Source organism: Treponema sp. Marseille-Q4132, assembly GCF_014334835.1.
Lineage (GTDB): Bacteria > Spirochaetota > Spirochaetia > Treponematales > Treponemataceae > Treponema_D > Treponema_D paredis.
The window spans coordinates 462,292-484,812 of the sequence record NZ_CP060591.1 but is presented as its reverse complement, the minus strand read 5'-3'; the positions used below and the strand labels follow the sequence as shown (position 1 = coordinate 484,812).

Sequence of the window (22,521 nt, the reverse complement as noted above, 5' to 3'; positions counted from 1 at the left end):
GATGCGATTAAATCATTTCATCAAAAAGCAAACCGATCGCTTTTTTCATGCTGACTTTCATCTTCTGTATATCTTCGGACGGTATCTCCTTGATCACCTTGTTGGTGCTCGGATCCAATACGCTGATGACGACTTCTCCAAGCTCTTCATTTACGCTGAAGCGCAGGGAACGGCGACCCATCACCATATCGGACAGCCGCTGGAGCTGCTGTGCGTTTTCCCGTATTTCGGCAAGATTTTGTGCAATGTTTTGCGCTACTTCAGCTCCTCCCGGCACCGATCGGGCGACTCCCGCCGTCGTTGTTCCGGAACCGAGTATCTGCGGAGCGACTTTGAAGTAGTTTTGGCCATCCATTGCCAAAGCCTGCCCGATACTGTTTGTAATTGTATTCATAGGGCAATCCTCCTGAAAAAGAACGGGAAGGGGCGCATCCTTTCCGTTACGTTTATTGTCAAAAAGACGACATCCGGTTGTCTCTCGGACAATAATCCGATTTTTTTACTGCAGCAGCGCCAAAACGTTTTGCGTTTGGCTGTTTGCCTGTGCAAGCATCGCGGTTCCCGATTGTGTGAGAATCGAGTTTTTCGTGTAGTCCACGATTTCCGCAGCCATATCGGTATCTCTGATACGCGATTCTGCCGCCTGCATGTTTTCCGCAGCGACGTTTACGCCTTTCGACGCCATCTCGAAGCGGTTTTGATACGCACCGAGATCCGCCCTCTGTTTCGTTACCCGAAGCAGCGCGCTGTCTACGGCGCCGAGCGTGGCGTTTGCCAAGTCCGGCGTTGCGATCGAAATCTGCTCGTTGTCGCCGTCTGCGTTTTTCAAGCCGAGTGCCGTTGCCGTCATCGTGCCGATGTATACGCGGACGTTTTGATCCACGTTTGCACCGACATGGAACTGCATCGTCTTTGCGCCGTCCCAGCGGCCGAAACTGCCCGTGAGCATATTCATGCCGTTGAACTGCGCTTGACTTGCGATGCGGTCGACTTCCGACACAAGCTGAGAAACTTCAACTTGTATCTGCATACGATCTTCATCGCTGTAGATGCCGTTCGCCGCTTGAATCGCGAGCTCGCGGACGCGCTGAAGGATATCCGTCGTTTCCTGAAGATAGCCTTCCGTCGTCTGCAAAAACGACACACCGTTTTCGATGTTGCGCCCCGCCTGATTTAAACCGCGGATTTGACTCCGCAGCTTTTCGGACACTGCAAGACCCGATGCATCATCTCCGGCTTTGTTTATTCTTTCGCCGGAAGCGAGTTTCTCGATGTTTCCCTGTATGTTGGCATTCGAAATGCCGAGCACACGTTCCGCATAGAGCGAACTCATATTGTGATTGATAATCATAATTTGTGCCCTCCATGTTTACGTACCCGCAGAACATCATGATCTGCGTCCTTGCCGTGAGGGCTGTCTTTCCGGTTAGTGCGCCCCCGGAAAGCAGATTCAGACCCGTTACGGCAGGAAAAATCAGCCTTTTTGCAAGCCGATTTTTCCTGCCGCCACAACCTATGGATTGCACACTGTCAAAGAACGAAGCATGTCCGAATACATGCTCGATAGCTGCAATTATATAAGGAAAAAGGGCAGTGCCCGATTTTCCTCTATAAAGTGTACTACACTATCTCAGTAATGACAAGACATTTTGCGTCTGGGCGTTCGCCTGTGCGAGCATCGCCGTTCCCGCCTGCTGCAAAACGGTGTTTTTCGTAAACTCGACCATCTGTTTTGCCATGTTCGTGTCGCGGATGCGGCTTTCGGAAGCTTGCGTATTTTCGGCTGCGATGTCCAGACCGCGGATTGCGTATTCCATACGGTTTTGATATGCACCCAAATCCGCTCTCTGTTTGTTGATCCGCTTGATCGCTTCGTCGAGCGTGCCGATGACGCGGTTCGCTTCTTCCGGCGTCGCGACCGAAACCTTTTCTTCGGTACCGAGTACGCGCAGTCCGAGCGCCGTCGCCGACATCGTACCGATGTACACCTGCATCCTCTGATCCATGTTCGCACCGATGTGGAACCACATGGAACCGGTAACAGTGTTTTCTCCCGTCGGGCGGGCGAAACGTCCGGTGAGCATGTTCATACCGTTGAATTGAGCGGAACTTGCAACGCGGTCGATTTCCTCTACGAGGGAAGAAACTTCGACTTGGATCTGCATGCGGTCTTCATCGCTGTAGATACCGTTCGACGATTGGACGGCCAATTCGCGGATACGCTGGATGATGTCCGTCGTTTCCTGCAGATAACCTTCCGTCGTTTGGATAAAGCTGATGCCGTTTTGAGCGTTCGTCGACGCTTGATTCAAACCGCGGATTTGGCTGCGCATCTTTTCAGATACGGCGAGTCCCGACGCATCGTCTCCCGCGCGATTGATCCGTTCGCCCGATGAAAGCTTTTCCATATCTTTTGCAAGACTGACACCGGTGACGCCGAGCTGGCGGCTGGCAAATAATGCCGACATGTTGTGGTTGATAACCATAGGTATTCCTCCGTGGAATAGATGTACGGCAGAATCCTTTCTGCCGGTTTGCAAAAAAGTGCATCTGTGTTACAAGGCTACATCTACACTTTTCTGCAAGGGGATCGTAAATTTACGGCGGTACGGCTTGACAAGTCGCGCCGCAAATTCCAATCCTTACTCAATATCGGCACGGAGGACAAAAAACTTTAGCGATTTTTTAATTTTTTTTTCACTTTTGGGGATGTATCATTAAGGGCAATCGTACCGGAAATGTATATATAAAAAAGTGCACAGATAAACAAAAAAGGCGGAACGCGAGGCAGCGGTACTGCCGGGAGTGCAGCCGATTTTTTACTACATACTATTTTTTAGAGAATATGGTTTCCGGTACGGTTGCTCTATGTGTATCACAGGAGCATTTCGATGATTCTCTGCATACTGCGGCCCGCCTTTCCGCGGTGGGAAATTGCGTTTTTTTCTTCGTCGGAAAGTTCAGCTGCGGTTTTTCCGATTTCGGGGATAAAAAAAATCGGATCGTAGCCGAATCCGCCGTTTCCGCGTGCATCTTCGATCGACGGGACGATTTCTCCCTCCATCGTTTCCTGGGCGGCGTACATGCGCTCGCCTCCCAAATAGAGCACCATCGAACACGTATAATGCGCGCTCCGCTTGCCGTGCAAAAAACGACAATCGCCCGTATTTCCGGAAAGCGCATCGTTCAGCTCTTCGATGAGAAAGCGGTTTTGCGCATCTTGTGCGGTTTTTTTGCCGTCCATTCTGCCTCGGGGAAAATCCCGACCGCCGTAACGGGAAGAAAAAATGCCGGGTCTCCCGTCGAGCGCATCGACCGAAATACCCGAATCATCGGCGATGACGGGGCAATGCACGATGTCGTAGAGGGCGCGCGCTTTTATCAAAGCGTTTTCGAAAAAAGTCGCACCCGTTTCTTCGGGATCAAAATCGATTCTTTCGTCCGCCGGAATGACGATTTCATGCGGCGAAAAGATTTCGGACGCTTCGCGCTTTTTGTGCGCATTGTTCGTAGCGAGGTAGAGCTTCATACATCCATCATACAGCGGAAGCAATATTTTCGCAACGCGAGGACGGAACTTCGCTCTTTTATTTTCCGTGTCCTTTCCGCGCTTTATTCGGGGATATCCGCCGTTTCGGTTTCTCTTTCTTTTTCGCGTATGAGCTTTTGCGCCCTCGTGATGTAGTGGCTTACTTGCCGTTCGCAGATGCCGAGTATATTCGAAATCATTTTGTTTGTCGGACATACCCGCCAGCGGCTTTGCTGCAATTCTTTATTTTTCCGTTTCCAGCTTTCCGTCTGCTTGCGGTATTTTTTCAGCAGCAGTTCGGTATCGGTTTTTTCTTTATCGCAGAGTTTGAGCTGCATATAATATTTTCGATGAAAATAATACGCGTTGTCCCGCCGCCTGACGATCATATTGCGCCGTTCGATTCTCGAATACAAAAGCGAATTGAGTTCGGCGATGAGACGCTGCAGTTCCGCGCTCTGCAATTTGCAATACGAACTTACTTCGTCGACCGAAGAAGCCGGAATATAATAGCTCGATTTCAGCGCGAGGATGAGAGCGGTTTTCGCATCGCTTGCGCTTTTCGGTTTACATCTTCGCGTAAGCGCTTTCCAGATTTTCGTATTTGAAACGGGCGCGTATCGGGCTTTCGTTTCCGCGACGATGAGGGGAGGACTTTCATCCGTTCGTTCCGAGTCTTCAGAGTACGAAAAAGCTTTCATATTGCTGTCGGCGATAAATTTCCGTATCTCTTCGCGTTTTTGCGTCAAAATCAAACCCTGCACGAAAGCGTAGAGGTAAGAACCGAACGCGCCGCAATTTTTGTCGAACCGTTTGAAAACCTGTGCGCCTTTTTGCAAGACGGTGAGGATGATTTCGCTTTTGAAATCGTCATCGAATCCTGCAAGACCGAAACGGTAGGGTTCGCGGTAAATATATTCGGCAATTTTTTTAACCGCTTCTTCTGTTGAAATCGTTCCCGCTTGTACCAAGTTTGGCAAATCATCGATTCGTTTCATATCCATACCTCCTTTCGTTTAGGGTATAAAATGAAAAGCAATGTTTATGCCAAGCTATGTGCGGATCGATTTTTATGCGGCGTAAAAAAAACACCGACCGGATATCGATCGGTGTTTCAAGTAAAAAAGCTGCGGAGATAAGTTTATTTGTATTTGTAAAAACCTTCGCCCGCGTTTATGCCCGTTTTTCCTTGGTCGATATACCCTTTGAGGATTTTTGCGATGCGTCCGTGGAGCGAAGCCGGGTCGGATGCGTCGGGATAATTCGACGTGATATTATACGCCGTTTCCAAACCGACGATATCGAGGATTTGGAAGGGACCGAGTGGGCTTCCGGTGCCGAGTTTCCATGCCAAGTCGATGGTTTTTACATCTCCGACTTCGTTTGCAAGCAGGGCTTCGCCGGCCGTTAAAAACGGTATGAGCATGGAATTGAGAAGATAGCCGGGCTGTTCTTTTAGAACTTTGAGCGGTATCATGCCGATGTCGTTGGCAAAGGCGACGACCGCGTCGAATGCGGCAGGATCGGTTCCGTCGTGTCCCATGATTTCGGTCATGTTGTTACGCCAGATATTGTTTGCAAAGTGGATGGCCAAATAGCGTTTCGGATTTTTAACGTGATCGCGGAACATGCTCGGCATCATCGAAGACGAGTTCGTCGCGACGATGGTTTTATCTTCAAGGACGGCTGAAAGCGCGTCGTAAAAGTCTTTTTTCGCTTGAGGATTTTCGGCCATGCTTTCGATGACGATGTCGGCGTCTTTGACTGCCGAAGCAAGGTCGGTTGTGAGCTTAAGGTTTTTATATGCCGCTTCGGCATTTTTTTTGAGTTCGGCAATTTTTTCGGCGCTTATATGTTCGCCGTCTTGTATGAGACCTCTTGAAAAGCTTGCGCCCTTTGTACCGATTTTAGTTTCGGCATCGGCCAATTCGGCAAGATATATTCCGTGCAGCCGGTCGATTTTAGGCTGAGAGCGCCCGATCGATGCGTCGGAACGCAGCCATATCGTAACATCGAATCCCTTGTATGCCGCTTGAAATGCGATTTGACTTCCCAAAACGCCGCCGCCCGCTACAACAACCTTTTTAATACTCATATACATGCCTCCTATCGATACTCCGTTCCGATGAATATATCTTATCCTCCCGAACGGGAGATGTCAACGAATGCGTGGTATACCGTCATGTCGACCGCAACAGAAATGTATACGCAAGAAAAAAACATATAATAAAAAAGGCGGAACGCGAGGCAGCGGCACTGTCGCCGAGCCGTTCAGATCGATGGCAAGCAAACTTTTTAATAAAAAGTTTGCGCAGTCCGATTCCGATTACGGTCTGTCACGGCACTTGCAACGAGCGCGAAGCGCGAAGTTCCCCGCGCAAACGGCAGGGCTGCTGCCGGAAGTGCAGCCGATTTTTTATGTTATAGGTTTTTTTTTAGAGAATATAGTTTCTGGTGCGGGTGACTTGGATGCATATCGAAAGACATGTGAAAAGTGGGAAGGATGTTCTATAAGCTATAAAACGCGGGCGAATTCTTTGACGATTTGGGGGATGAGCGTATCGATTCTTCCGCAGGAACTTGCGCCGGACGCGTTTTTGTGCCCGCCGCCGCCGAATTTTGCCGCTATGGCGCTCACGTCGACGTTTCCGCGCGAACGGAATCCTATCGTACACGAATGTTCGCTTTCCTGTCTCACGAAAACGACAGCAAGCGTTTTTTCCGAAGCGAGAAGCAGCGTATACAGCGCATCCGAATCGCGGCCTTCGGTGCCCCATTTTTGCGTATCGTCCGTCGTTTCGCTCGTGACGATGAGTTTTCCGTCAAGATAACGTTCCGCGCGGGAAAGAGCGGTGCCGAGAAGTTTCCGCGTTTCGTAAGGCTTTCCGCCGGTAATAAAGTCGTAGGTCGCTCTCGGATTTGCGCCCGCTTCGACGAGGCGGGCGGCGGCTTTGAACACTTCGGCAGAATCAGATTCGAGGAAGCGGAAAAATCCCGTATCGGTGCACAAGCCGGTAAAAAGAATTTCCGCCGCATCTTTCGGTATGCACCCGACGACGCTTTCATATAAAAGCTGAACGATCGCGCAGGCGGCGGGGGAAGATGAGTCGATGATGCAAAGGGCGCCTTCGGGAGCAGAGGCTGTTTTGTGGTGATCGATGACGCAGGTATCAAGGTTTTTCAAGTCGCCGTCGATGTCTCCGAGCCGCACGTATTCCGAGCAGTCCGTGATGATGAGCGCGCTCTTTTTGCGCTCTTCTTCGCTTAAAAAACGCATCGAAGAAGAAAAACGATTTTCATATCGCTTTATTTCGGTACGCTTAAAGGGTCCTGCGGAAAGCAGCTGGAATTCTTTCCCCTTTTTTTGCACGAGCATACCGAGCGCGATGCACGAACAGACACAGTCGCCGTCGGGTTCTTTGTGACCGCAGATGTAAAAAAAATCATGCCGATCGATAAAATCGCCAAACGATGCGGCATCCGCTTCGGTGAGTGCTTTCATAAAAAATTACTCAGTTTAAGTCGAGTTCTTCGAGCGTATCTTTGTCGGTATCCGTTACTTTATTCGGATCGGCCAATCCCCAAAAATCGGTGTTCTTTGTCGGGGGGACGCTTAAAATGACACGCAAAAATTTGCCGTTATCTTTGACGACCGTCATAAATGGCTGGAGCGTTCCGCGCACCGTGCGGAATTTCAATTTGCGCGGATTTTCGGCATTGCCCTTCGCCCATTTTTTCGGAATTATCGTCGAAGCCGCTCCGACTTTATTTTTTGCATAGATGACGACGTATGCGTCTTCCGTCTGCAGGATTTTATACAGAGGGACGGAGAAATAGGTAACGGAAGACCATTTGCTTTCGTCGAGCTTCGGCTGCGTTGTTTTTTGCGCCGTCAAAGCTGCGGCGCCGAGCACAAGGGCTGCAAAACACAGAGCAATCTTTTTCATAACAACTCCCATAAAAACTCCTTAAAACCGGTAATCGAGTTTGCGGGGCGCGCTTTATGCGCGGAAAAACCGCTTATTTTATGTATCGTCATATTATACCGAGCATAATAGCTTTTATCGTGTGTTTTCTGTTTTCCGCTTCGTCCCATACGATACTCGCTTCGCTTTCGAATACCGCTTCGCTTACTTCTTCGCCCTTTACCGCAGGCAGACAGTGCATAAAGACGGATGTCGATTTTCCCGTTTCTCTCATGAGCTCTTCCGTTACGCGGAAAGGCGAGAGCAGTTTTGTGCGCGCATCTTTGAGCGCTTCTTCTCCCATCGATACCCACACGTCGGTATAAAGGCAGTCGGCGCCGCGGACGACGTTTTTATCTTCGCCGAGTGTGATCTTTGCTCCCGATTGAGATGCAAACGGCGCACAGATGTTTTGAATCGCTTGGTCCGGAAAAAGCTCTTTCGGACTGTAGATCGAAAAATCGATTCCGAGCTTTGCCGAAATGAGCATGAGACTCCGCGCGACGTTGTTTCTGCCGTCGCCGCAAAAGCACCATTTGAGTCCTTTCAGTTTTCCGAACCTCTCTTTCAATGTCATCACATCGGCGAGCGCCTGTGTCGGATGAAAGGCGTCGGTCAGCCCGTTGATAACGGGAACGCCCGACCAGAGAGAAAGCTCTTCTGCGTGTTCCTGCTTAAAGCCGCGGAATTCGATCGCGTTGAACATCCTGCCGAGCACACGAGCCGTGTCTTTAACCGATTCTTTTGCACCGAGCTGGATGTCCTGCGTCGACATAAAAACCGGATGACCGCCTTCTTCGCCGAACGCGCTTTCGAATGCGCTTCTCGTGCGCGTCGATCGTTTTTCGAAAATGAGTGCAATCGTTTTACCGGCAAAGCGTGCGTGAACTTCTCCCCGTTTCGCTTCCGCTTTTACGGTACATGCGATGTCGAGCAGCGTTTCGATTTCGTCCGGCGACCAATCGATCCAATTGAGGAGAGACCTTCCCTTAAACGGAGCTTTAAATGTTTCCATAACTTATGGGTGATATAGTAGCTTGAATGGAAAGTTTTGTAAATTACCCGCGCACAATCGTGTAAAGTTATTAGCGGCATGTGGGATTGAACCACAGACACTACGGATATGAGCCGTATGCTCTACCAACTGAGCTATGCCGCCGTGATAAAACCGAGCATAGCATATTTCGCTTTATTTTGTCAAGGACACCAGAAACTGTATTTTAAAGAAAATAACCGTTATCGCAAAAAACAGGCTGCACTCCCGGCAGCAGCCCTGCCGTTCGCTGCGGCAGACCGTGATTGGAATCGGACTGCGCAAACTTTTTATGAAAAAGTTTGCTTGCCATCGGTCTGAGCAGCTCGGCGGCAGTTCCGCTGCCTCGCGTTCCGCCTTTTGTATTTTAATTATACGTTTATTTTCTGTGTCTACATTTCTGGTGTCCTTATACCGGAGTGGTAAGTTTTCTAAAACTGCAAGAACTGCAAGAATTGCAAGAATTGCAAGAATTCGTGCAAGAACTGCAAGATTCTTGCAATTTGAAAAACGGTTATCGACGGCATACCGCTTCGATAAAGGGGGAACGTACGTGAACAACCGTATCGGTAAAATGCAGTTGGCTTGCATCTTTCGGGTCAGCGGAGTTCGGAATCTTTAATAAAGGTTTTTGCGTATGCGACGAGAGAAGCGGCTTCCGCGTCGGAGTACGGGGCGATATCGTTATATGCGGGATCGATGCAGTTTTCGTTTCGAAACTGCGCAAATCTCCACGATGCGTCTGAAGGGAGCAGGGCCGCCATCTCCCGTATGTCGCGCTTAGTTACGAGAGTCGGGACGAGTACGGTTCTCCATTCGCGCGAAGAAGGCGGAAGAGAAGATGTGAGGCGGGCGGTCTTTTCAATGCGGGAAAAAAAATCCTCCGCAATTTTTACCGCAGCCGATTTGTCCTGAGTTTTCAAGCTGCCCAAAAGTTTACCGTAGCGCGACGGGGAGCTTTTTATATCCATCGCGATAAAGTCCGGCCTCATTTCATCGTTTTCGATAAGAGCGTTCAGTTCGTCGGGCAATGTGCCGTTCGTGTCGAGCTTTACGCGGTAGCCGAGCGCTTTTGCATAACGGATGAGGTAGGGCGTAAGCGGATTTACGAGGGGCTCTCCGCCGCTTACGACAAACCCCGAGAGAACGTTTTTCCGTTTTTCGAGGTGGAAAAAAACTTCTTCCGCCGTCGCATAGATATCGTCCGCCGCCGCTTTTCCGCCGAGTACGAGACCCGTATTATAACAATAAGGACAGCGGAGATTGCAGCCGCGCAAAAAAAGAGAGGAGGCGACGCGGCCGGGAAAATCGACGAGCGTCGTCTTTACGAGAACACCGGCTTTTGTGTGCAGAAGCGCTTCGGGAATCGAACTTTCCGTCATGCCGTGACGGAAGCGAATACTGCGTCGAGCTCTTCAACGCTGTGGCATCGTGCGCTTTCTTCGCCCGATTCGTCATAGACGATGACCGTCGGAGAAGCGAATACGCCTTTTTTTGCAGCTTCGGCAAGTCCTTCTTCGGTATCGACGTCGATCGTTTTACCGCTCATTGAAAGCTTTGTCATATACGCTTTTACCGGCGGGCAGTTCGGGCAGGTTTTTCTTGAAAAGAGTTCCCACCTGCCTTCTTTTTCAAAATCCGCCTTGTACGAAAGTGCCGCTTTTGCCGAAGGCTGCGTAACTCGCGCGGGGGATGCACACTCGCATGTGCGGTCCGCTTCGGTAATTTCGTACGCCGCATTTTCGGGAACGGCGAACATTTTCCGGTGATCGTATTCTTCGCGTTTGCCTTTATTCCAATTGCGGACTGCGCGGTAATAGCCGACTATGCGCGCGTATACTTCGGTTTCCGATCCGTGTACGTCCGAAAGCGCCGCCCTCGTCGCTTCGATATCCGCATCGATTTCTCTGATCGTTCGTTTCAGTTCAGCCATGACAATTTCCCCCTAAGCCCATAGTTGTAGATATGGCATATATGTATTACATAAATGCTATACGCTAATTATAGTGTTGTTTTGACCGTTTGTCAAGTTTTTTACGCTATATTTATAGGGCGTCAGCATGAAAAACCGTATTCTCAAAACGAATAGCGTGTAATGCAAAAAATCGGCTGCACTCCCGGCAGCAGCCCTGCCGTTCGGCACAGCGCTACGCGCGTTCGGATGCAAGCACGGCCGCTTTTTCTTTTTCGAGTCGTTCGAGCTTTAAACGCAGCTCTCTTTCCTTTTCCGCTTTGCACTTGGGACACTCGAAGTGCTCGCCGTTCAAATAGCCGTGGCTTCGGCAAATCGAATAGGTCGGAGAAATCGTCACGTAAGGTACGCGGTAGTTCGCCGTAACCGCTTTTACCAAATCGCGGCACGCCCTCCAGTCTTTTATCTGCTCGCCCATAAAGGTATGGAAAACCGTGCCTCCGGTATACCGCGTCTGCAGGCTTTCCTGTAAATCGAGAGCTTCGAAGATGTCGGACGTATAGTCGACGGGAAGCTGCGTCGAATTCGTATAAAAGGGGCTTTCGTCCGTGCCGCTCGTGATGATTCCCGGAAAATTCTTTTTGTCGTGGGAAGCGAGGCGGAACGACGTGCTTTCGGCGGGTGTCGCTTCGAGGTTGAAAAGCTCTCCCGTTACTTCCTGATAGTCGGCGAGACGGCTTCTCATATAATCGAGTACGCGTTCGGCAAAAGCTTTGCCTTTCGGATCGACGATCGATGTGCCGAGGAAATTGAGGCAGCATTCGTTCATGCCGCAGAGCCCTATCGTGTTGAAGTGGTTGTCGAGCGTGTGCAGGTAGCGCTTCGTATAGGGGTAAAGCCCCGTATCGAGGAGGTGCTTGATCACTTTGCGCTTTATGCACAGACTGTCGCGCGCGATGTCCATGAGGTAGTCGAGCCGTCTGAAAAACGCTTTTTCGTCTTTTGCGAGAAAACCGATCTGCGGGAGGTTTATCGTGACGACGCCGAGGGAACCGGTAAATTCGTCGGAACCGAAAAGTCCGCCGCCGCGTTTTCGAAGCTCGCGTTTGTCGAGCTGGAGGCGGCAGCACATGGAGCGCACGTCACTCGGATTCAAATCGGAATTGACGAAATTTTGAAAATAGGGAGTGCCGTATTGTGAGGCCATTTTAAAAAGCAGTTCCGCGTTTTCGCTTTCCCATTCGAAATTCTTTGTGATATTGTACGTCGGAATGGGGTAGCCGAAGCCCCGTCCGGAAGCGTCTCCTTCGAGCATGAGTAGGATAAACTGCTTATTGATTATATCCATCTCTTTTTGGCAGTCGCCGTATGTGAACTCCTGCTCTTCGCCGCCTACGATCGCTTTTTTGTTTTTGAGGTCGTCGGGACACACCCAGTCGAGCGTGACGTTCGTAAAGGGCGCTTGACTTCCCCAGCGGCTCGGCGTGTTGACGCCGAACAAAAAGCTTTGAATGCACTGCCGTACGCTCTTTTCCGAAAGATTGTCGATTTTGACGAAGGGCGCAAGGTAGGTGTCGAAAGAGCTGAACGCTTGAGCGCCCGCCCATTCGTTTTGCATGATGCCAAGAAAGTTTACCATTTGGTTGACGAGCGTCGAAAGGTGCGTTGCCGGCGTCGATGTGATTTTATCCGGAACGCCGCCGAGCCCTTCCTGAATGAGCTGTCTCAGCGACCAGCCCGCGCAGTAGCCGGAAAACATTGAAAGGTCGTGAATGTGGAAGGCAGCCGTTTTATGCGCGTCCGCCACTTCTTTCGGATAGATATTGTTGAGCCAATAGTTTGCGGTAACGGCGCCGGAATTGCTCAAAATGAGACCGCCGAGGGAAAAATTGACGTTCGCGTTTTCTTTGACGCGCCAATCGCTTTGACTCAAATATTCGTCCATCGTTTTATTGATGTCGAGCATGAGATTTTTCGCATCGCGGATGGCTTCGTGCCGCGCGCGGTAGAGGATATACGCTTTTGCGACTTCGACTTCGTTGTTTTCGATGAGGACGCTTTCGACATCGTCCTGAATCTCTTCGATGGCGGGAATCGAATGCGTTCTGCTTCCCGCAAGGCGCAGGCGGAGCCTTTCTTCCACTGCGTCCGTAAGCTTTTCCGCCCGTTCGGGATCCTTTCGCTTTTCGACCGCTTCGATTGCGCGTCCGATCGCCGATTCGATTTTTTTGCGATCGTAAGAGGCTATGTCGCCCGAGCGCTTTACGACGGATTTAATAAATCCCGCCGTTTCTTTGTCTCCGCTCCCGCCCAAAAAATTCCGCCATTCCGGAAATACTGCCTGACCGCTCATATCCGTTTCCCCTCTATGTTTTTTACCTCGGTGATGAATTCGTCGAGGTTTTCGAAGTGCTTATATACCGAAGCAAAGCGGATATACGCCACTTTGTCGATTTCATACAAACGCTGCAGCACGAGTTCCCCCAGTTCCGCAGTCGAGATTTCGCGGCTCACTTTTCCGCTCATGACGGCTTTGTCTTCGATTTCGGATACGATCTGTTCGACCATCCGCATCGACACCGGCCGCTTTTCGAGGGCGCGGCTGATGCCTTTTTCGAGCTTTGCCTGCTCGAAGGGCTCGCGCCTTCCGTCTTTTTTTACGACCATAAAGGGTTTTTCTTCGATACGCTCATAGCTCGTAAAACGGTAGCCGCAGCCGAGGCATTCGCGACGCCGCCTGATGCTTTCACCGTTCGCCATCGCACGCGATTCTATAACTTTGTCGTCAAGACTTCCGCAATACGGACACCGCATATCGATCCCTTATAACAAATTATTTAAAATTTGTACTCTAAATATAGCGTTTTAAACGATATGCTAATACTATACAACGCTATAGCTGATCTGGCAAGATGTCGCATCGAAAATTTTCCGTTTTTTTTGCGATTTTTACGTGTTTTCCGGCCGCCGGGATTTTAGAGCGAGCGACATTACATAGGTACGCTTCATGCACACGGAGATAAAAACCGGAAAAAGCGTTATTATCATGCGGATACCTTTTTTTCCGCGCCTCGCTTTCCACGCGCGAAAAACCGCCTGCCAGACGGCGAATACTTCCGGGATGAGTACGATTAAAAGCGAAAAGGATTCCGAAAAAAGGAGACGGCGGTATTCCGTTTTTTTTCGAAAGATCCGTACGACGCCTTTTTCAATCGATTCGACGGCTTCTCTAAGTTCGAGGGGGCTTGTCGTGCGGTAGATCGAGTTTGCAATTAAAAAGGCGAGGGCGAGGCGGCACAAAATGACGATGTCGCGTTCGCAAGGGATGAACGGAAGCGGAAAGGGTGCGTGAGCGAAAAGGGCGGATACTATCGACGAAATATAGAGTATAAGCGCGTAATACATAACGGGCTTGAGCGATAAAAAGATTTCTTTTAAAGGAAAACGTATTACCGGGGAAAGCACAAAAAAAATTGCGATGCAGTCGATCGCGGCATTTCGGGGCAGGATGAAAACGAAGGTGCCGAGCACAAAAAGCGAAATGAGTTTTACGCGCGCATCGCATTTGTGCAAAAAAGACGAACCGCTTCGATAAGCGAAAAGCCTTACCATTCGAGATCCCGAAGATTTTTATAGGAAGCAAGCGGATTTTTGATATCCCAAGCTTCGAGCTTTTGCGCCAATCCTTCGGCGGGTTTTCCGTCGAATACTTTTTTTCCGCGGTAGAGCACGATAAAGCGGTTACAAAGCGCGAGCGATTTTTCGAGTTCGTGCGTGAGGATGATGATCGTCACTCCTTTTTTTTTCAGCAGTTTGATAAGAGCGTTCACATGCCGTACGCCCGAATAATCGAGGTTCGCATAAGGTTCGTCGAATATGACGAGCGGCATATCGAGCGCTATGATGCCCGCGACGGCAAGCCGTCTTTTTTCACCTCCCGATAAAAATCGCGCACTCGATTTTTCTTTTCCCGCAAGGCCGACTTCGGCGAGCACGTCGAGCGCTTTTCGTTCGGCTTCCCCTTTTTTTAAGCCGATATTTTTTAAGCCGAACATCACGTCTTCGATCGGCGTCTCTCCCAAAAGCTGCATTTCGGCTTCCTGAAATACAAGTCCGCAGTGCGCGGCCTTTCCGTCGCATAGGATTTCCACCGTACCGGAATCGGCTTTGTCGAGGGAAGCGATGATCGACATGAGTACGCTTTTTCCCGAACCGTTCGCCCCCGCGATGAGGGCCGCATCTCCTTCGCAAAGCGAAAAAGATACTTCCGAAAGCGCTGTAAACCTTTGTTCCCCCTCATACGAGGGGAAGGTTTTCGTCACCTTGTCGACGGAAAGGGAAGCGCCGTTCGAAAACCAAGTGCCCTGCGTAAGTAAATCGTCTTGAGTCATTCGCCTTTGTCGGTAAAATAACGGGCAGCGACCGTGCGGAGCTTTGCCGCAAGCGGAACTGAGAGGGCGAGCTTTATGAGATCTCCGGGGATAAACGGAATGAGGCAGGCCGCAATCGATGCGGAAAAACTTCGGTGAGTCAGCTGCATAAAGCGGAGAATGCCCGGAACATAGATGAGCGTAAATCCTGCAAGAGAGGCGAGCGACAGCTTTACGATATTTTTTGCGCTGAAGGCTTTTTCACCTGCGCGGGGTTTTTGTGCGATGCAGCCTGCGACGAGGGCGGCCAGTATATAGCCTATGAGAAATCCGCCCGTCGGCCCCAAAAGGCGCGCAATCCCGCCCGCGCCGCCTGAAAAAACGGGAAGTCCGAGCGCGCCTGCCGCGACGAAGAGCAGCCCCGAAAAAAATCCGCCGAAGCCGCCGAGCGTGAGAGCTGCGAGAACGGCGAACATATTTTGCATGACGATCGGAATACCTCCGGGGCCTATGGGGACTGCGATAAAGCAACCTGCACAGATGATCGCCGCAAACAAAACGATAAATACAAAACGAGTGTTGTTTATTTTCATGTCTTCAGTTTACAATTTGTGTTTTATGAGTGCAATAGGTTGACAATTAAAATGCGAGTATTTTCCCGGCACGAGATTTGAAATTGCGCCGTGTGTTTGCATTCTATTTCTGGCGTAAATTGTAAAAATATGCTATACTGCCGCACGTAAACAAAATATTGTATAAGGAAAAACGATGCTCAATATCAACAATTACGCTGCAAACGTAAAACGCGAAATTCTCGTGCGTATTGCACGGCTCCAACTCGACGGAAAACTTGCCGAAGGTGTGCACTATATCCCGCGCGAAATGGCGCCGCTCGATTCAAAGCCGATACGCTGCTGCATCTACCACGACAGGGCGATTTTGCGCATGAGAGTCCTTGCCCGGCTCGGCATATCGATCGAAAATTACGACGACGACCGTCCGCTTGCAGAATACGCGAAAGACGCCCTCGAACGGGATTCCCCGACCTGGCCCATGCTCACCGTTTTGCACGATGCGTGCAACGCATGCGTCAAAACGCACTATATGATTACGAACGCGTGTCAGGGCTGTTTTGCGCGTCCGTGCATGATGAACTGTCCGCGCAAAGCGATCACGGTAGACCGGAGAGCGGTTATCGATGAAGCGAAGTGCGTCAACTGCGGGCTGTGCATGCAAAACTGTCCGTATCATGCGGTTATCAAAATTCCCGTACCCTGCGAAGAAGCCTGCCCGGTCGGCGCGATCAGTAAAGACGAAACGGGGCACGAAAAAATCGATTACGATAAATGCATCTTTTGCGGGCGCTGTATGAGCGAATGCCCCTTCGGTGCGATGATGGATAAAAGCCAGCTCGTCGACGTTATCAAACATATCATGCAAAAAAAACGGCGTGTCGTCGCCCTTTATGCGCCGTCGATCGCAGCTCAATTCAAATCCGCTCCCGGTCAGCTTGAAGCGGCATTTTTGGCTCTGGGCTTCGACGACGTGCTCGAAGTCGCTCTCGGCGCGGATATCTGCGCGGATAAAGAAGCTAAGGAATTCGAAGAGCGTATGGAGCGGGGAGATGTGCTTATGACGACGTCGTGCTGTTCGGCATACGTGCGCGCCGTAAACATTCACGTGCCGGCTTTGAAGCCCTGCGTGTCCGAAACGCGAAGCCCCATGCACTATACCGCGGAAATCGCAAAACAAAAAGATGTCGATTGCGTTACCGTGTTTATCGGCCCCTGCCTTGCAAAGCGGCGGGAAGGATTTGACGACGATGCGGTCGATTACGTGCTTTCGGTCGAAGAACTCCGTGCCTTTTTTATCGCAAAGGATATCGATATCGCTTCTCTTCCGGCAAAGCTGCCCGAACACGTTCCGACTGCGACGGGAAGAGGTTTTGCAAAAACGGGCGGGGTAGCGGAAGCGGTGCGGGTGCGTCTGAAAGATCAAAGCATCCTCAAAGCCGCCAAAATCAACGGACTCGACAGAGCCGGTATGAAAAAGCTTGCGACATACGGAATGATAAATCAGGGGAAAATTGCGAAAAACGAAAGCACTCCGAATCTCATCGAAGTGATGGCGTGCGAATGCGGCTGTATCGGAGGACCGTCGGTCATCACGAATCCCGGTGTTGCCGAAGGACTGCTTACCGCCTATACAAAAGGCGGAACATAATAAATCGAACAGCGCTTCCGAACCGTGCGGTTTTATTGTTAAGAGCGATGCAGGTTCGGGAGCGCAAAGATGAATCGAAGAGCGTACCGATATGCAAACCGATCTACATATTGCTGTATGTTTGCGTTTTATCGTTTACGTGTTCGATCGGAATACCCGCCTGTTTGAACATATCGAGCGAATCTTTTTCATCGTGATAGTGCATTTCGCATACGACGCGTTTTATGCCGCAGTTGATGATGAGCATGGCGCAGGTTCGGCACGGCGTCATCTTGCAGTACACCGTTGCGCCGTCGATCGCGATGCCGCGCTTTGCCGCCTGGCAGATCGCATTCTGTTCGGCGTGTACGGTCCTGACGCAGTGCTGTGAAATCGTGCCGTCCGTGTGGATCATTTTCCTCATCAAGTGCCCGACGTCGTCGCAGTGGGGAAGCCCCGCGGGGCTTCCGACGTAGCCTGTCACGAGGATTTGGTTATCCCGCGCGATGACGCAGCCGCTTCTGCCGCGGTCGCAGGTTGCCCTTTTTGCGACCGTGCGGCATACTTCCATAAAATATTCGTCCCAGCTCGGGCGCGCGTATTTCGTTTCGTCCGCCATAGTTTACACTGCGTCGAGTACGGTTTTTACGACGAAAACGGCAAAGAGTATCCACGTCAGCGGGGAGATGTCTTTGAATTTGCGCGAAGCGGCTTTGCAGATGACATAGCTCATAACGCCCCACGAAATGCCGGTTGCGATGCTGTACGAAAACGGCATCGTCATGATCGTGATAAAAGCGGGAATGCCTTCCGAAAGATCGGTGAACTCGATATTCGCCGCTGCCCTCATCATCATAAAGCCTACGATGATGAGAGCGGGAGCGGATGCTGCCGACGGAACGAGCAAAAAGAGGGGGCTTAAAAAGAGCGCGATAAAAAAGATGAGAGCGGTCGTCACCGACGTGAGTCCCGTACGGCCGCCTTCGGCGACGCCCGCCGTGCTTTCGACAAAGCTCGTGATGGTCGATGTGCCGAGCGCGGCTCCGACGACCGTTCCGACGGCATCGGAAAGCAGCGCTTCGTTGACGTTTTTGATATCGCCGTTTTTATCTTTCAGATTGCTTTGTTCGGCGATGCCCATGAGTGTTCCGATCGTATCGAAAATATCGACAAAGAGGAAAGTAAAAAATACGGTAAAAAATTTCAGCGAAAGCACCGTTGAAAAATCGAACTGAAAGAAAAGCGGGGCTGCAGGAAGGGAGACGGGGCTGAAGCCTTCGGGGATCTTCGTTACGCCGAAGGGGTAGCCGATGATCGTCGTTAAAATCATGCCGATGATGATTGCGCCTTTTACTTTCAAACACAGTAAAACGATCGTTATGATAAGACCTATGATCGCGACGAGTGCGACCCCTTTTACCGGCACGAAACCGATGATCGTTCCCGTATCTCCTGAAACGATGCCGCCGCCGTGCAGACCGATGAGCGTAATAAATAAACCGATGCCGACAGCGACCGCTTTTTTTAAGTTTGCCGGAATCGCTTTGATGAGCGCTTGGCGGACTTTAAAAATCGATAAAACGATAAATAAAATGCCTTCGAGGAAAACGGCGGTGAGCGCCGTCTGCCATGAATAGCCCATGCCCAAAACGACGGTAAACGTAAAAAATGCGTTCAGTCCCATGCCCGGTGCAAGGGCGACCGGCAAGTTTGCGGTAAAAGCCATAACGAGCGTAGCGATGCCCGCTGCGATCGCCGTCGCCGTAAAGACGCTCGCCGCGTTCATACCCGCCTGCGAAAGGATCGCGGGGTTTACGGCGAGGATATAGGCCATCGCCAAAAAGGTCGTGCATCCGGCGGTGATTTCGGTGCGTACCGTCGTTCCGCGTTCTTTTAATTTGAAAAATTTTTCCATTTTTGTTGGATCTCCTCAATCTGTTTCAGTCAATGAAAAGGGGCTGTCTCAAAAAGCGCCTGCTTTTTCGACAGCCCGTCGATTCAGAACAAGCCGATAGACTTGCAATTTTCGAACAGCTCTTTTCCGCTTGCTGTATGCGGTTGTTTATTTTTTCGATTTGCAGCCGCAGACGGGGCAGTCGGCCTTTTTCGCTTTTGCCGCCGGCTTTTTTGCATCGGCTTTTTCGGCTTTCGTTTCGTCGACGATTTCCGCGTTCGGTGCATTCGTTTTGATCGATTTGATCGCGTTCATGCAGCTTGCGAGCGCTTTGTAGCCTTCGCCGACGGCGATGATCTGACCGTTCGTCGCTTTGAGACGGAAGCGGAATTCGCCGCGCTTGTCTTTATACGTTTCGTACTTTGCGCCTTTGACGTGAACGCCGGCCTTGTCTTCAAGGTTTTCGACGTCGGATCCCGCGTTCCGCTGAACGCTTGCGATACCGTTTTTGCACGCTTTTTTCGTCGTGTACACTTCCGATGTTGCAACGACTTCACCGTTGGATGCGACAAAGTTGAACATAAGTCCCGTCTTTGCCTTTTTGATGATAAATTTGCTCATGGCGATAGTGCCTCCTTTTATCGCGTTTATTATAAAAATAAATCGAGCGCGTGACAAGCTGTCATCGCTTCAGTATTGCCGCGGGACAAAAAGGTACGATGTTCTATTAATCAGCGGAGCACGGGTGCGGATTTTTGTTGATCGATGTTCGACTATACAACACGCTGGACCCGTGTTATACTTTTTGCCGAAACGGATATCCGTAATCCTGTAAATGAAAATCATGGAGGAATCTTTATGGAAAAATATGGGTATGATCTTATCAACGATGCGTTTTTGAACAAGGGAACGGCATTTTCTGTCGAAGAGAGGAAAAAGTATCATCTGGAAGGATTGCTACCGCCGTGTATTGACGATATTAAAACGCAGGCCGACAGAATTTACCGCCAGATGGAACGAAAGAATTCCGGAATAGAAAAAAGAAGATTTCTTATGGATATCTTCAATCACAACCGAACACTTTTCTATCACGTATTCCATGAACACATTGTGGAACTGATGCCGATTGTTTATGATCCGGTTATCGCGGAAAGTATCGAGCAGTACAGCGAACAGTTTGTCGATACGCAGGGGGCGGCATTTTTGTCGATTGATGCTCCGGAGCAAATTGAAGATACGCTTCGGCATGCCGCAGGCGGAAGACATATCAGACTTATCGTTGCTACAGACGCGGAAGGAATTCTCGGTATCGGCGACTGGGGGACGAACGGTGTTGACATCTCCGTAGGCAAACTGATGGTCTATACTGCCGCCGCAGGAATTGACCCGAAAACAGTGCTGCCGGTTGTACTGGATTGCGGAACAAATAGGCAAACGCTGCTGGACGATCCGCTCTATCTCGGTAATCGCCACAAGAGAATATACGGCGACACATATTACCGCTTTATCGATAAATTTGTAACGACGGCGGAAAAACTTTTCCCCGACTTATACCTTCACTTTGAAGATTTCGGCAGATCGAACGCCGCAAAGGTTTTGCAAACGTATCGGAAGACTTTCCCCGTATTCAACGATGACTGCCAAGGAACCGGTATCATTACGCTTGCGGGAATCCTCGGCGCTATGAAAATCAACGGGCAAAAGCTTACGGATCAGGTATATCTATGCTTCGGCGCGGGAACGGCAGGAGCCGGAATTACGGATCGTATTTTTAGGGAAATGGTTTCGCAAGGGCTTTCCGAAGACGAAGCCCGCAGTCATTTTTATATGGTCGATAAGCAGGGGCTGCTGTTCGATGACATGGACGATCTGACACCCGAGCAAAAACCGTTTGCTCGGAAACGCAGCGAATTTGCCGACGCGGCAAGTCTCACTTCGCTTACAAAATCGGTTATGGCGATTCGTCCGACGATTCTTGTGGGGACGTCGACAACACCGGGAACCTTTACGGAAGAGATCGTTCGCGCTATGGCGTCATGGTGCGAGCACCCGATTATTTTCCCGCTCAGCAATCCTACGGAACTTGCGGAAGCTACCGCTTCGGATTTGATTCATTGGTCTGACGGGCGAGCCATGGTGGCAACGGGAATTCCTGCCGATCCGGTAGAATACAAAGGCGTCACGTACACAATCGGGCAGGCAAACAATGCGCTGATTTATCCGGGATTGGGTTTAGGCAGTATCGCGGTAAATTCAAAACTCATGACCGATGAAATGATCTCGGCAGCCGCACACTCGCTTGGAGCATTTCTCGAAACCGGTAAGCCCGGAGAGGCGGTTTTACCGCCGGTAGCACGGCTGACGGAATTTTCCGAAGCGGTTGCAGTTGCGGTCGCTTCATGCGCCGTCCGTCAAAAATTAAACCGCGTTGTAACGGATGATGCGGAAAAAACGGTTAAAGACTGTATTTGGAAACCGGAGTATTAAAGTACGGGAAAGGCAAGGCTGATACAGAGGTTTATACGGGCAAGCGGCGGCGGTTATGGTAATTGTTGATGTCATAAAAAGCATCGTACCGATTATAATTTTGGTCGTAATCGGATACTTGATTCATCAAAAAAAAAGAATTGATGACGGATTCAATGCGAATGTATCCTATCTTATAATGAACATCGCATTGCCGGCATCCGTTTTTATTTCCGTCACAAAAAACCTGACCGTGTCCGAATTTAAAACTCTTGCGTTTCCTTTGTTAATCGGAGCTGCCGCATTTGCAGTTAATTATGTATTTGCTTTTTTTCTCATGAAGGTTACAAAGATCCCTAAAGGGAGGCGAGGGATATTTGTCAACACCATTGTGAATGCCAATACGATTTTTATCGGAATGCCCTTGAATGAAGCGCTGTTTGGAAAGGCTGCAATCAAATATTTTCTCGTATATTACGTATTGAACACGATATCGACATGGACGATAGGTTCCATCCTTATTGCGAACGATTCCAAAGCGGACAGCGTTTCCTGCGGAAAAATCAATTTCAAAAAGATTTTATCTCCGCCTATCATCGGATTCATCGTTGCAATCGCTGTTTTATTATCGGGAATTACAATTCCTGCGATGATAACGGACATTTTTACCTATCTCGGGAATCTTGTAACGCCGCTTTCATTGATTTATATCGGAGTTGTTTTATCGAAGGCCGGCTTAAAGAGCATTCATTTCGACAGGGATACCGTGACGGCGCTCCTTGGAAAATTTGTGTTGAGTCCGCTGGTGACGGCATTTATTATATTTGTTTCCGCCGAGACCGGGATGATAATCGACAGCGTTTTGCGCCGGACATTAATTGTTCAAGCTGCTGTACCGGCGTTAACAGTTTTGCCGATATTGGCCGATGAAGGCAAGGGTGACGTTGAGTATGCAACGAACGTTGTGACAACAAGCACCATTTTATTTATCGCGGTGATTCCCGTTGTTATGCTGTTAGTTTCGTGAGGAATTTGTTACTCGTTTCGGATAAAAATGAAGTTAAGGAAAATATTTTCAAATTTCTTATTTGTCAATGCTTTTTTAATTCACCCATTGATACTTTATATTTTTCGCCTATATTCCTCGGAA

At 49.9% G+C, this 22,521-nt stretch carries 23 protein-coding genes and 1 tRNA gene; 4 read left to right on the top strand and 20 right to left on the bottom strand.

Going from position 1 to position 22,521, the window contains the following annotated elements; genetic code table 11:
- Window positions 1-7: 7 nt before the first annotated feature.
- From H9I35_RS02265 to H9I35_RS02220, 10 genes are all read right to left on the bottom strand, one after another.
- Window positions 8-394, bottom strand: a complete 387-nt coding sequence (locus tag H9I35_RS02265; protein WP_016520205.1) for a flagellar protein FlaG — start codon at window positions 392-394, stop codon at window positions 8-10.
- 105 nt (window positions 395-499) lie between these two features.
- Window positions 500-1,351, bottom strand: a complete 852-nt coding sequence (locus H9I35_RS02260) for a flagellin N-terminal helical domain-containing protein (protein ID WP_016520204.1) — start codon at window positions 1,349-1,351, stop codon at window positions 500-502.
- Between the two features lie 274 nt (window positions 1,352-1,625).
- The gene (locus H9I35_RS02255; protein ID WP_187420031.1) at window positions 1,626-2,486 is read right to left on the bottom strand and encodes a flagellin N-terminal helical domain-containing protein; all 861 of its coding nucleotides are present in this window, start codon (window positions 2,484-2,486) and stop codon (window positions 1,626-1,628) included.
- A 389-nt stretch (window positions 2,487-2,875) separates the two neighbouring features.
- The gene (rdgB, locus tag H9I35_RS02250) at window positions 2,876-3,529 is read right to left on the bottom strand and encodes an RdgB/HAM1 family non-canonical purine NTP pyrophosphatase (protein ID WP_187420030.1); all 654 of its coding nucleotides are present in this window, start codon (window positions 3,527-3,529) and stop codon (window positions 2,876-2,878) included.
- An 83-nt stretch (window positions 3,530-3,612) separates the two neighbouring features.
- On the bottom strand, window positions 3,613-4,527 hold the full coding sequence (locus tag H9I35_RS02245; RefSeq protein ID WP_187420029.1) for a helix-turn-helix domain-containing protein: 915 nt from the start codon (window positions 4,525-4,527) through the stop codon (window positions 3,613-3,615).
- 143 nt (window positions 4,528-4,670) lie between these two features.
- Window positions 4,671-5,624 (bottom strand): 3-hydroxyacyl-CoA dehydrogenase, encoded by a 954-nt coding sequence (locus tag H9I35_RS02240; RefSeq protein WP_187420028.1) that lies wholly within the window; start codon window positions 5,622-5,624, stop codon window positions 4,671-4,673.
- A 420-nt stretch (window positions 5,625-6,044) separates the two neighbouring features.
- On the bottom strand, window positions 6,045-7,031 hold the full coding sequence (locus tag H9I35_RS02235; RefSeq protein ID WP_187420027.1) for a DHH family phosphoesterase: 987 nt from the start codon (window positions 7,029-7,031) through the stop codon (window positions 6,045-6,047).
- Between the two features lie 10 nt (window positions 7,032-7,041).
- On the bottom strand, window positions 7,042-7,476 hold the full coding sequence (locus H9I35_RS02230; protein WP_187420026.1) for a hypothetical protein: 435 nt from the start codon (window positions 7,474-7,476) through the stop codon (window positions 7,042-7,044).
- 88 nt (window positions 7,477-7,564) lie between these two features.
- A complete protein-coding gene (gene argF / locus H9I35_RS02225; protein WP_187420025.1) occupies window positions 7,565-8,509 on the bottom strand; it encodes an ornithine carbamoyltransferase in 945 nt (314 codons plus the stop codon).
- A 71-nt stretch (window positions 8,510-8,580) separates the two neighbouring features.
- Window positions 8,581-8,653: transfer RNA gene (locus H9I35_RS02220), tRNA-Met, on the bottom strand.
- On the opposite strand from H9I35_RS02220, the gene H9I35_RS02215 reads away from it, so the two are divergent.
- Window positions 8,618-8,848: a hypothetical protein gene (locus H9I35_RS02215; protein WP_187420024.1), complete on the top strand. Its 231-nt coding sequence runs from the start codon at window positions 8,618-8,620 to the stop codon at window positions 8,846-8,848. The two genes, H9I35_RS02220 and H9I35_RS02215, sit on opposite strands and share 36 nt — an antisense overlap.
- A 278-nt stretch (window positions 8,849-9,126) precedes the next feature.
- Here H9I35_RS02215 and H9I35_RS02210 read toward each other — a convergent pair whose 3' ends face one another.
- The 7 genes from H9I35_RS02210 to H9I35_RS02180 form a co-directional block, all read right to left on the bottom strand.
- The gene (locus H9I35_RS02210) at window positions 9,127-9,909 is read right to left on the bottom strand and encodes a radical SAM protein (protein ID WP_187420023.1); all 783 of its coding nucleotides are present in this window, start codon (window positions 9,907-9,909) and stop codon (window positions 9,127-9,129) included.
- The gene (nrdD, locus tag H9I35_RS02205) at window positions 9,906-10,460 is read right to left on the bottom strand and encodes an anaerobic ribonucleoside-triphosphate reductase (protein ID WP_187420022.1); all 555 of its coding nucleotides are present in this window, start codon (window positions 10,458-10,460) and stop codon (window positions 9,906-9,908) included. The genes H9I35_RS02210 and nrdD overlap by 4 nt, the downstream gene beginning before the upstream one ends.
- Window positions 10,461-10,674: 214 nt before the next feature.
- The gene (locus tag H9I35_RS02200) at window positions 10,675-12,792 is read right to left on the bottom strand and encodes a ribonucleoside triphosphate reductase (protein ID WP_187420021.1); all 2,118 of its coding nucleotides are present in this window, start codon (window positions 12,790-12,792) and stop codon (window positions 10,675-10,677) included.
- Window positions 12,789-13,253, bottom strand: a complete 465-nt coding sequence (nrdR, locus tag H9I35_RS02195; protein WP_016520192.1) for a transcriptional regulator NrdR — start codon at window positions 13,251-13,253, stop codon at window positions 12,789-12,791. The genes H9I35_RS02200 and nrdR overlap by 4 nt, the downstream gene beginning before the upstream one ends.
- 135 nt (window positions 13,254-13,388) lie before the next feature.
- Window positions 13,389-14,051, bottom strand: coding sequence for an energy-coupling factor transporter transmembrane component T family protein (locus H9I35_RS02190; RefSeq protein ID WP_187420020.1), 663 nt, complete (start codon window positions 14,049-14,051; stop codon window positions 13,389-13,391).
- Window positions 14,045-14,830, bottom strand: coding sequence for an energy-coupling factor ABC transporter ATP-binding protein (locus H9I35_RS02185; RefSeq protein ID WP_187420019.1), 786 nt, complete (start codon window positions 14,828-14,830; stop codon window positions 14,045-14,047). Before H9I35_RS02185 ends, H9I35_RS02190 begins: the two co-directional genes overlap by 7 nt.
- Window positions 14,827-15,402: a biotin transporter BioY gene (locus H9I35_RS02180; protein WP_187420018.1), complete on the bottom strand. Its 576-nt coding sequence runs from the start codon at window positions 15,400-15,402 to the stop codon at window positions 14,827-14,829. The genes H9I35_RS02185 and H9I35_RS02180 overlap by 4 nt, the downstream gene beginning before the upstream one ends.
- A gap of 175 nt (window positions 15,403-15,577) precedes the next feature.
- Between H9I35_RS02180 and H9I35_RS02175 the strand changes: the two genes are divergently transcribed.
- Window positions 15,578-17,032 (top strand): monomeric [FeFe] hydrogenase, encoded by a 1,455-nt coding sequence (locus tag H9I35_RS02175; RefSeq protein ID WP_187420017.1) that lies wholly within the window; start codon window positions 15,578-15,580, stop codon window positions 17,030-17,032.
- 103 nt (window positions 17,033-17,135) lie between these two features.
- Here H9I35_RS02175 and H9I35_RS02170 read toward each other — a convergent pair whose 3' ends face one another.
- From H9I35_RS02170 to H9I35_RS02160, 3 genes are all read right to left on the bottom strand, one after another.
- On the bottom strand, window positions 17,136-17,630 hold the full coding sequence (locus H9I35_RS02170; RefSeq protein WP_016520187.1) for a deoxycytidylate deaminase: 495 nt from the start codon (window positions 17,628-17,630) through the stop codon (window positions 17,136-17,138).
- Window positions 17,631-17,633: 3 nt separating this feature from the next.
- Entirely contained in the window at window positions 17,634-18,926 is a 1,293-nt protein-coding gene (locus H9I35_RS02165; protein ID WP_187420016.1) for an NCS2 family permease, read from the bottom strand.
- A 147-nt stretch (window positions 18,927-19,073) separates the two neighbouring features.
- Window positions 19,074-19,526: a YegP family protein gene (locus H9I35_RS02160; protein ID WP_016520185.1), complete on the bottom strand. Its 453-nt coding sequence runs from the start codon at window positions 19,524-19,526 to the stop codon at window positions 19,074-19,076.
- 144 nt (window positions 19,527-19,670) lie between these two features.
- Between H9I35_RS02160 and H9I35_RS02155 the strand changes: the two genes are divergently transcribed.
- A complete protein-coding gene (locus H9I35_RS02155; protein ID WP_256397798.1) occupies window positions 19,671-21,392 on the top strand; it encodes a malolactic enzyme in 1,722 nt (573 codons plus the stop codon).
- Between the two features lie 55 nt (window positions 21,393-21,447).
- Window positions 21,448-22,398, top strand: coding sequence for an AEC family transporter (locus H9I35_RS02150; protein WP_187420014.1), 951 nt, complete (start codon window positions 21,448-21,450; stop codon window positions 22,396-22,398).
- Window positions 22,399-22,521 lie beyond the last annotated feature (123 nt).

Bases quoted from the DNA above. Each gene is read 5' to 3' on its own strand.
- H9I35_RS02185 (WP_187420019.1), bottom strand. From the start codon at position 14,830: ATGACTCAAGACGATTTACTTACGCAGGGCACTTGGTTTTCGAACGGC.
- argF (WP_187420025.1), bottom strand. From the start codon at position 8,509: ATGGAAACATTTAAAGCTCCGTTTAAGGGAAGGTCTCTCCTCAATTGG.
- H9I35_RS02165 (WP_187420016.1), bottom strand. From the start codon at position 18,926: ATGGAAAAATTTTTCAAATTAAAAGAACGCGGAACGACGGTACGCACC.
- H9I35_RS02265 (WP_016520205.1), bottom strand. From the start codon at position 394: ATGAATACAATTACAAACAGTATCGGGCAGGCTTTGGCAATGGATGGC.
- H9I35_RS02180 (WP_187420018.1), bottom strand. From the start codon at position 15,402: ATGAAAATAAACAACACTCGTTTTGTATTTATCGTTTTGTTTGCGGCG.
- H9I35_RS02150 (WP_187420014.1), top strand. From the start codon at position 21,448: ATGGTAATTGTTGATGTCATAAAAAGCATCGTACCGATTATAATTTTG.
- H9I35_RS02260 (WP_016520204.1), bottom strand. From the start codon at position 1,351: ATGATTATCAATCACAATATGAGTTCGCTCTATGCGGAACGTGTGCTC.
- H9I35_RS02170 (WP_016520187.1), bottom strand. From the start codon at position 17,630: ATGGCGGACGAAACGAAATACGCGCGCCCGAGCTGGGACGAATATTTT.
- H9I35_RS02190 (WP_187420020.1), bottom strand. From the start codon at position 14,051: ATGGTAAGGCTTTTCGCTTATCGAAGCGGTTCGTCTTTTTTGCACAAA.
- H9I35_RS02175 (WP_187420017.1), top strand. From the start codon at position 15,578: ATGCTCAATATCAACAATTACGCTGCAAACGTAAAACGCGAAATTCTC.
- H9I35_RS02255 (WP_187420031.1), bottom strand. From the start codon at position 2,486: ATGGTTATCAACCACAACATGTCGGCATTATTTGCCAGCCGCCAGCTC.
- H9I35_RS02240 (WP_187420028.1), bottom strand. From the start codon at position 5,624: ATGAGTATTAAAAAGGTTGTTGTAGCGGGCGGCGGCGTTTTGGGAAGT.
- H9I35_RS02245 (WP_187420029.1), bottom strand. From the start codon at position 4,527: ATGAAACGAATCGATGATTTGCCAAACTTGGTACAAGCGGGAACGATT.
- nrdR (WP_016520192.1), bottom strand. From the start codon at position 13,253: ATGCGGTGTCCGTATTGCGGAAGTCTTGACGACAAAGTTATAGAATCG.
- nrdD (WP_187420022.1), bottom strand. From the start codon at position 10,460: ATGGCTGAACTGAAACGAACGATCAGAGAAATCGATGCGGATATCGAA.
- H9I35_RS02230 (WP_187420026.1), bottom strand. From the start codon at position 7,476: ATGAAAAAGATTGCTCTGTGTTTTGCAGCCCTTGTGCTCGGCGCCGCA.
- H9I35_RS02160 (WP_016520185.1), bottom strand. From the start codon at position 19,526: ATGAGCAAATTTATCATCAAAAAGGCAAAGACGGGACTTATGTTCAAC.
- rdgB (WP_187420030.1), bottom strand. From the start codon at position 3,529: ATGAAGCTCTACCTCGCTACGAACAATGCGCACAAAAAGCGCGAAGCG.
- H9I35_RS02215 (WP_187420024.1), top strand. From the start codon at position 8,618: ATGAGCCGTATGCTCTACCAACTGAGCTATGCCGCCGTGATAAAACCG.
- H9I35_RS02155 (WP_256397798.1), top strand. From the start codon at position 19,671: ATGTTCGACTATACAACACGCTGGACCCGTGTTATACTTTTTGCCGAA.
- H9I35_RS02210 (WP_187420023.1), bottom strand. From the start codon at position 9,909: ATGACGGAAAGTTCGATTCCCGAAGCGCTTCTGCACACAAAAGCCGGT.
- H9I35_RS02235 (WP_187420027.1), bottom strand. From the start codon at position 7,031: ATGAAAGCACTCACCGAAGCGGATGCCGCATCGTTTGGCGATTTTATC.
- H9I35_RS02200 (WP_187420021.1), bottom strand. From the start codon at position 12,792: ATGAGCGGTCAGGCAGTATTTCCGGAATGGCGGAATTTTTTGGGCGGG.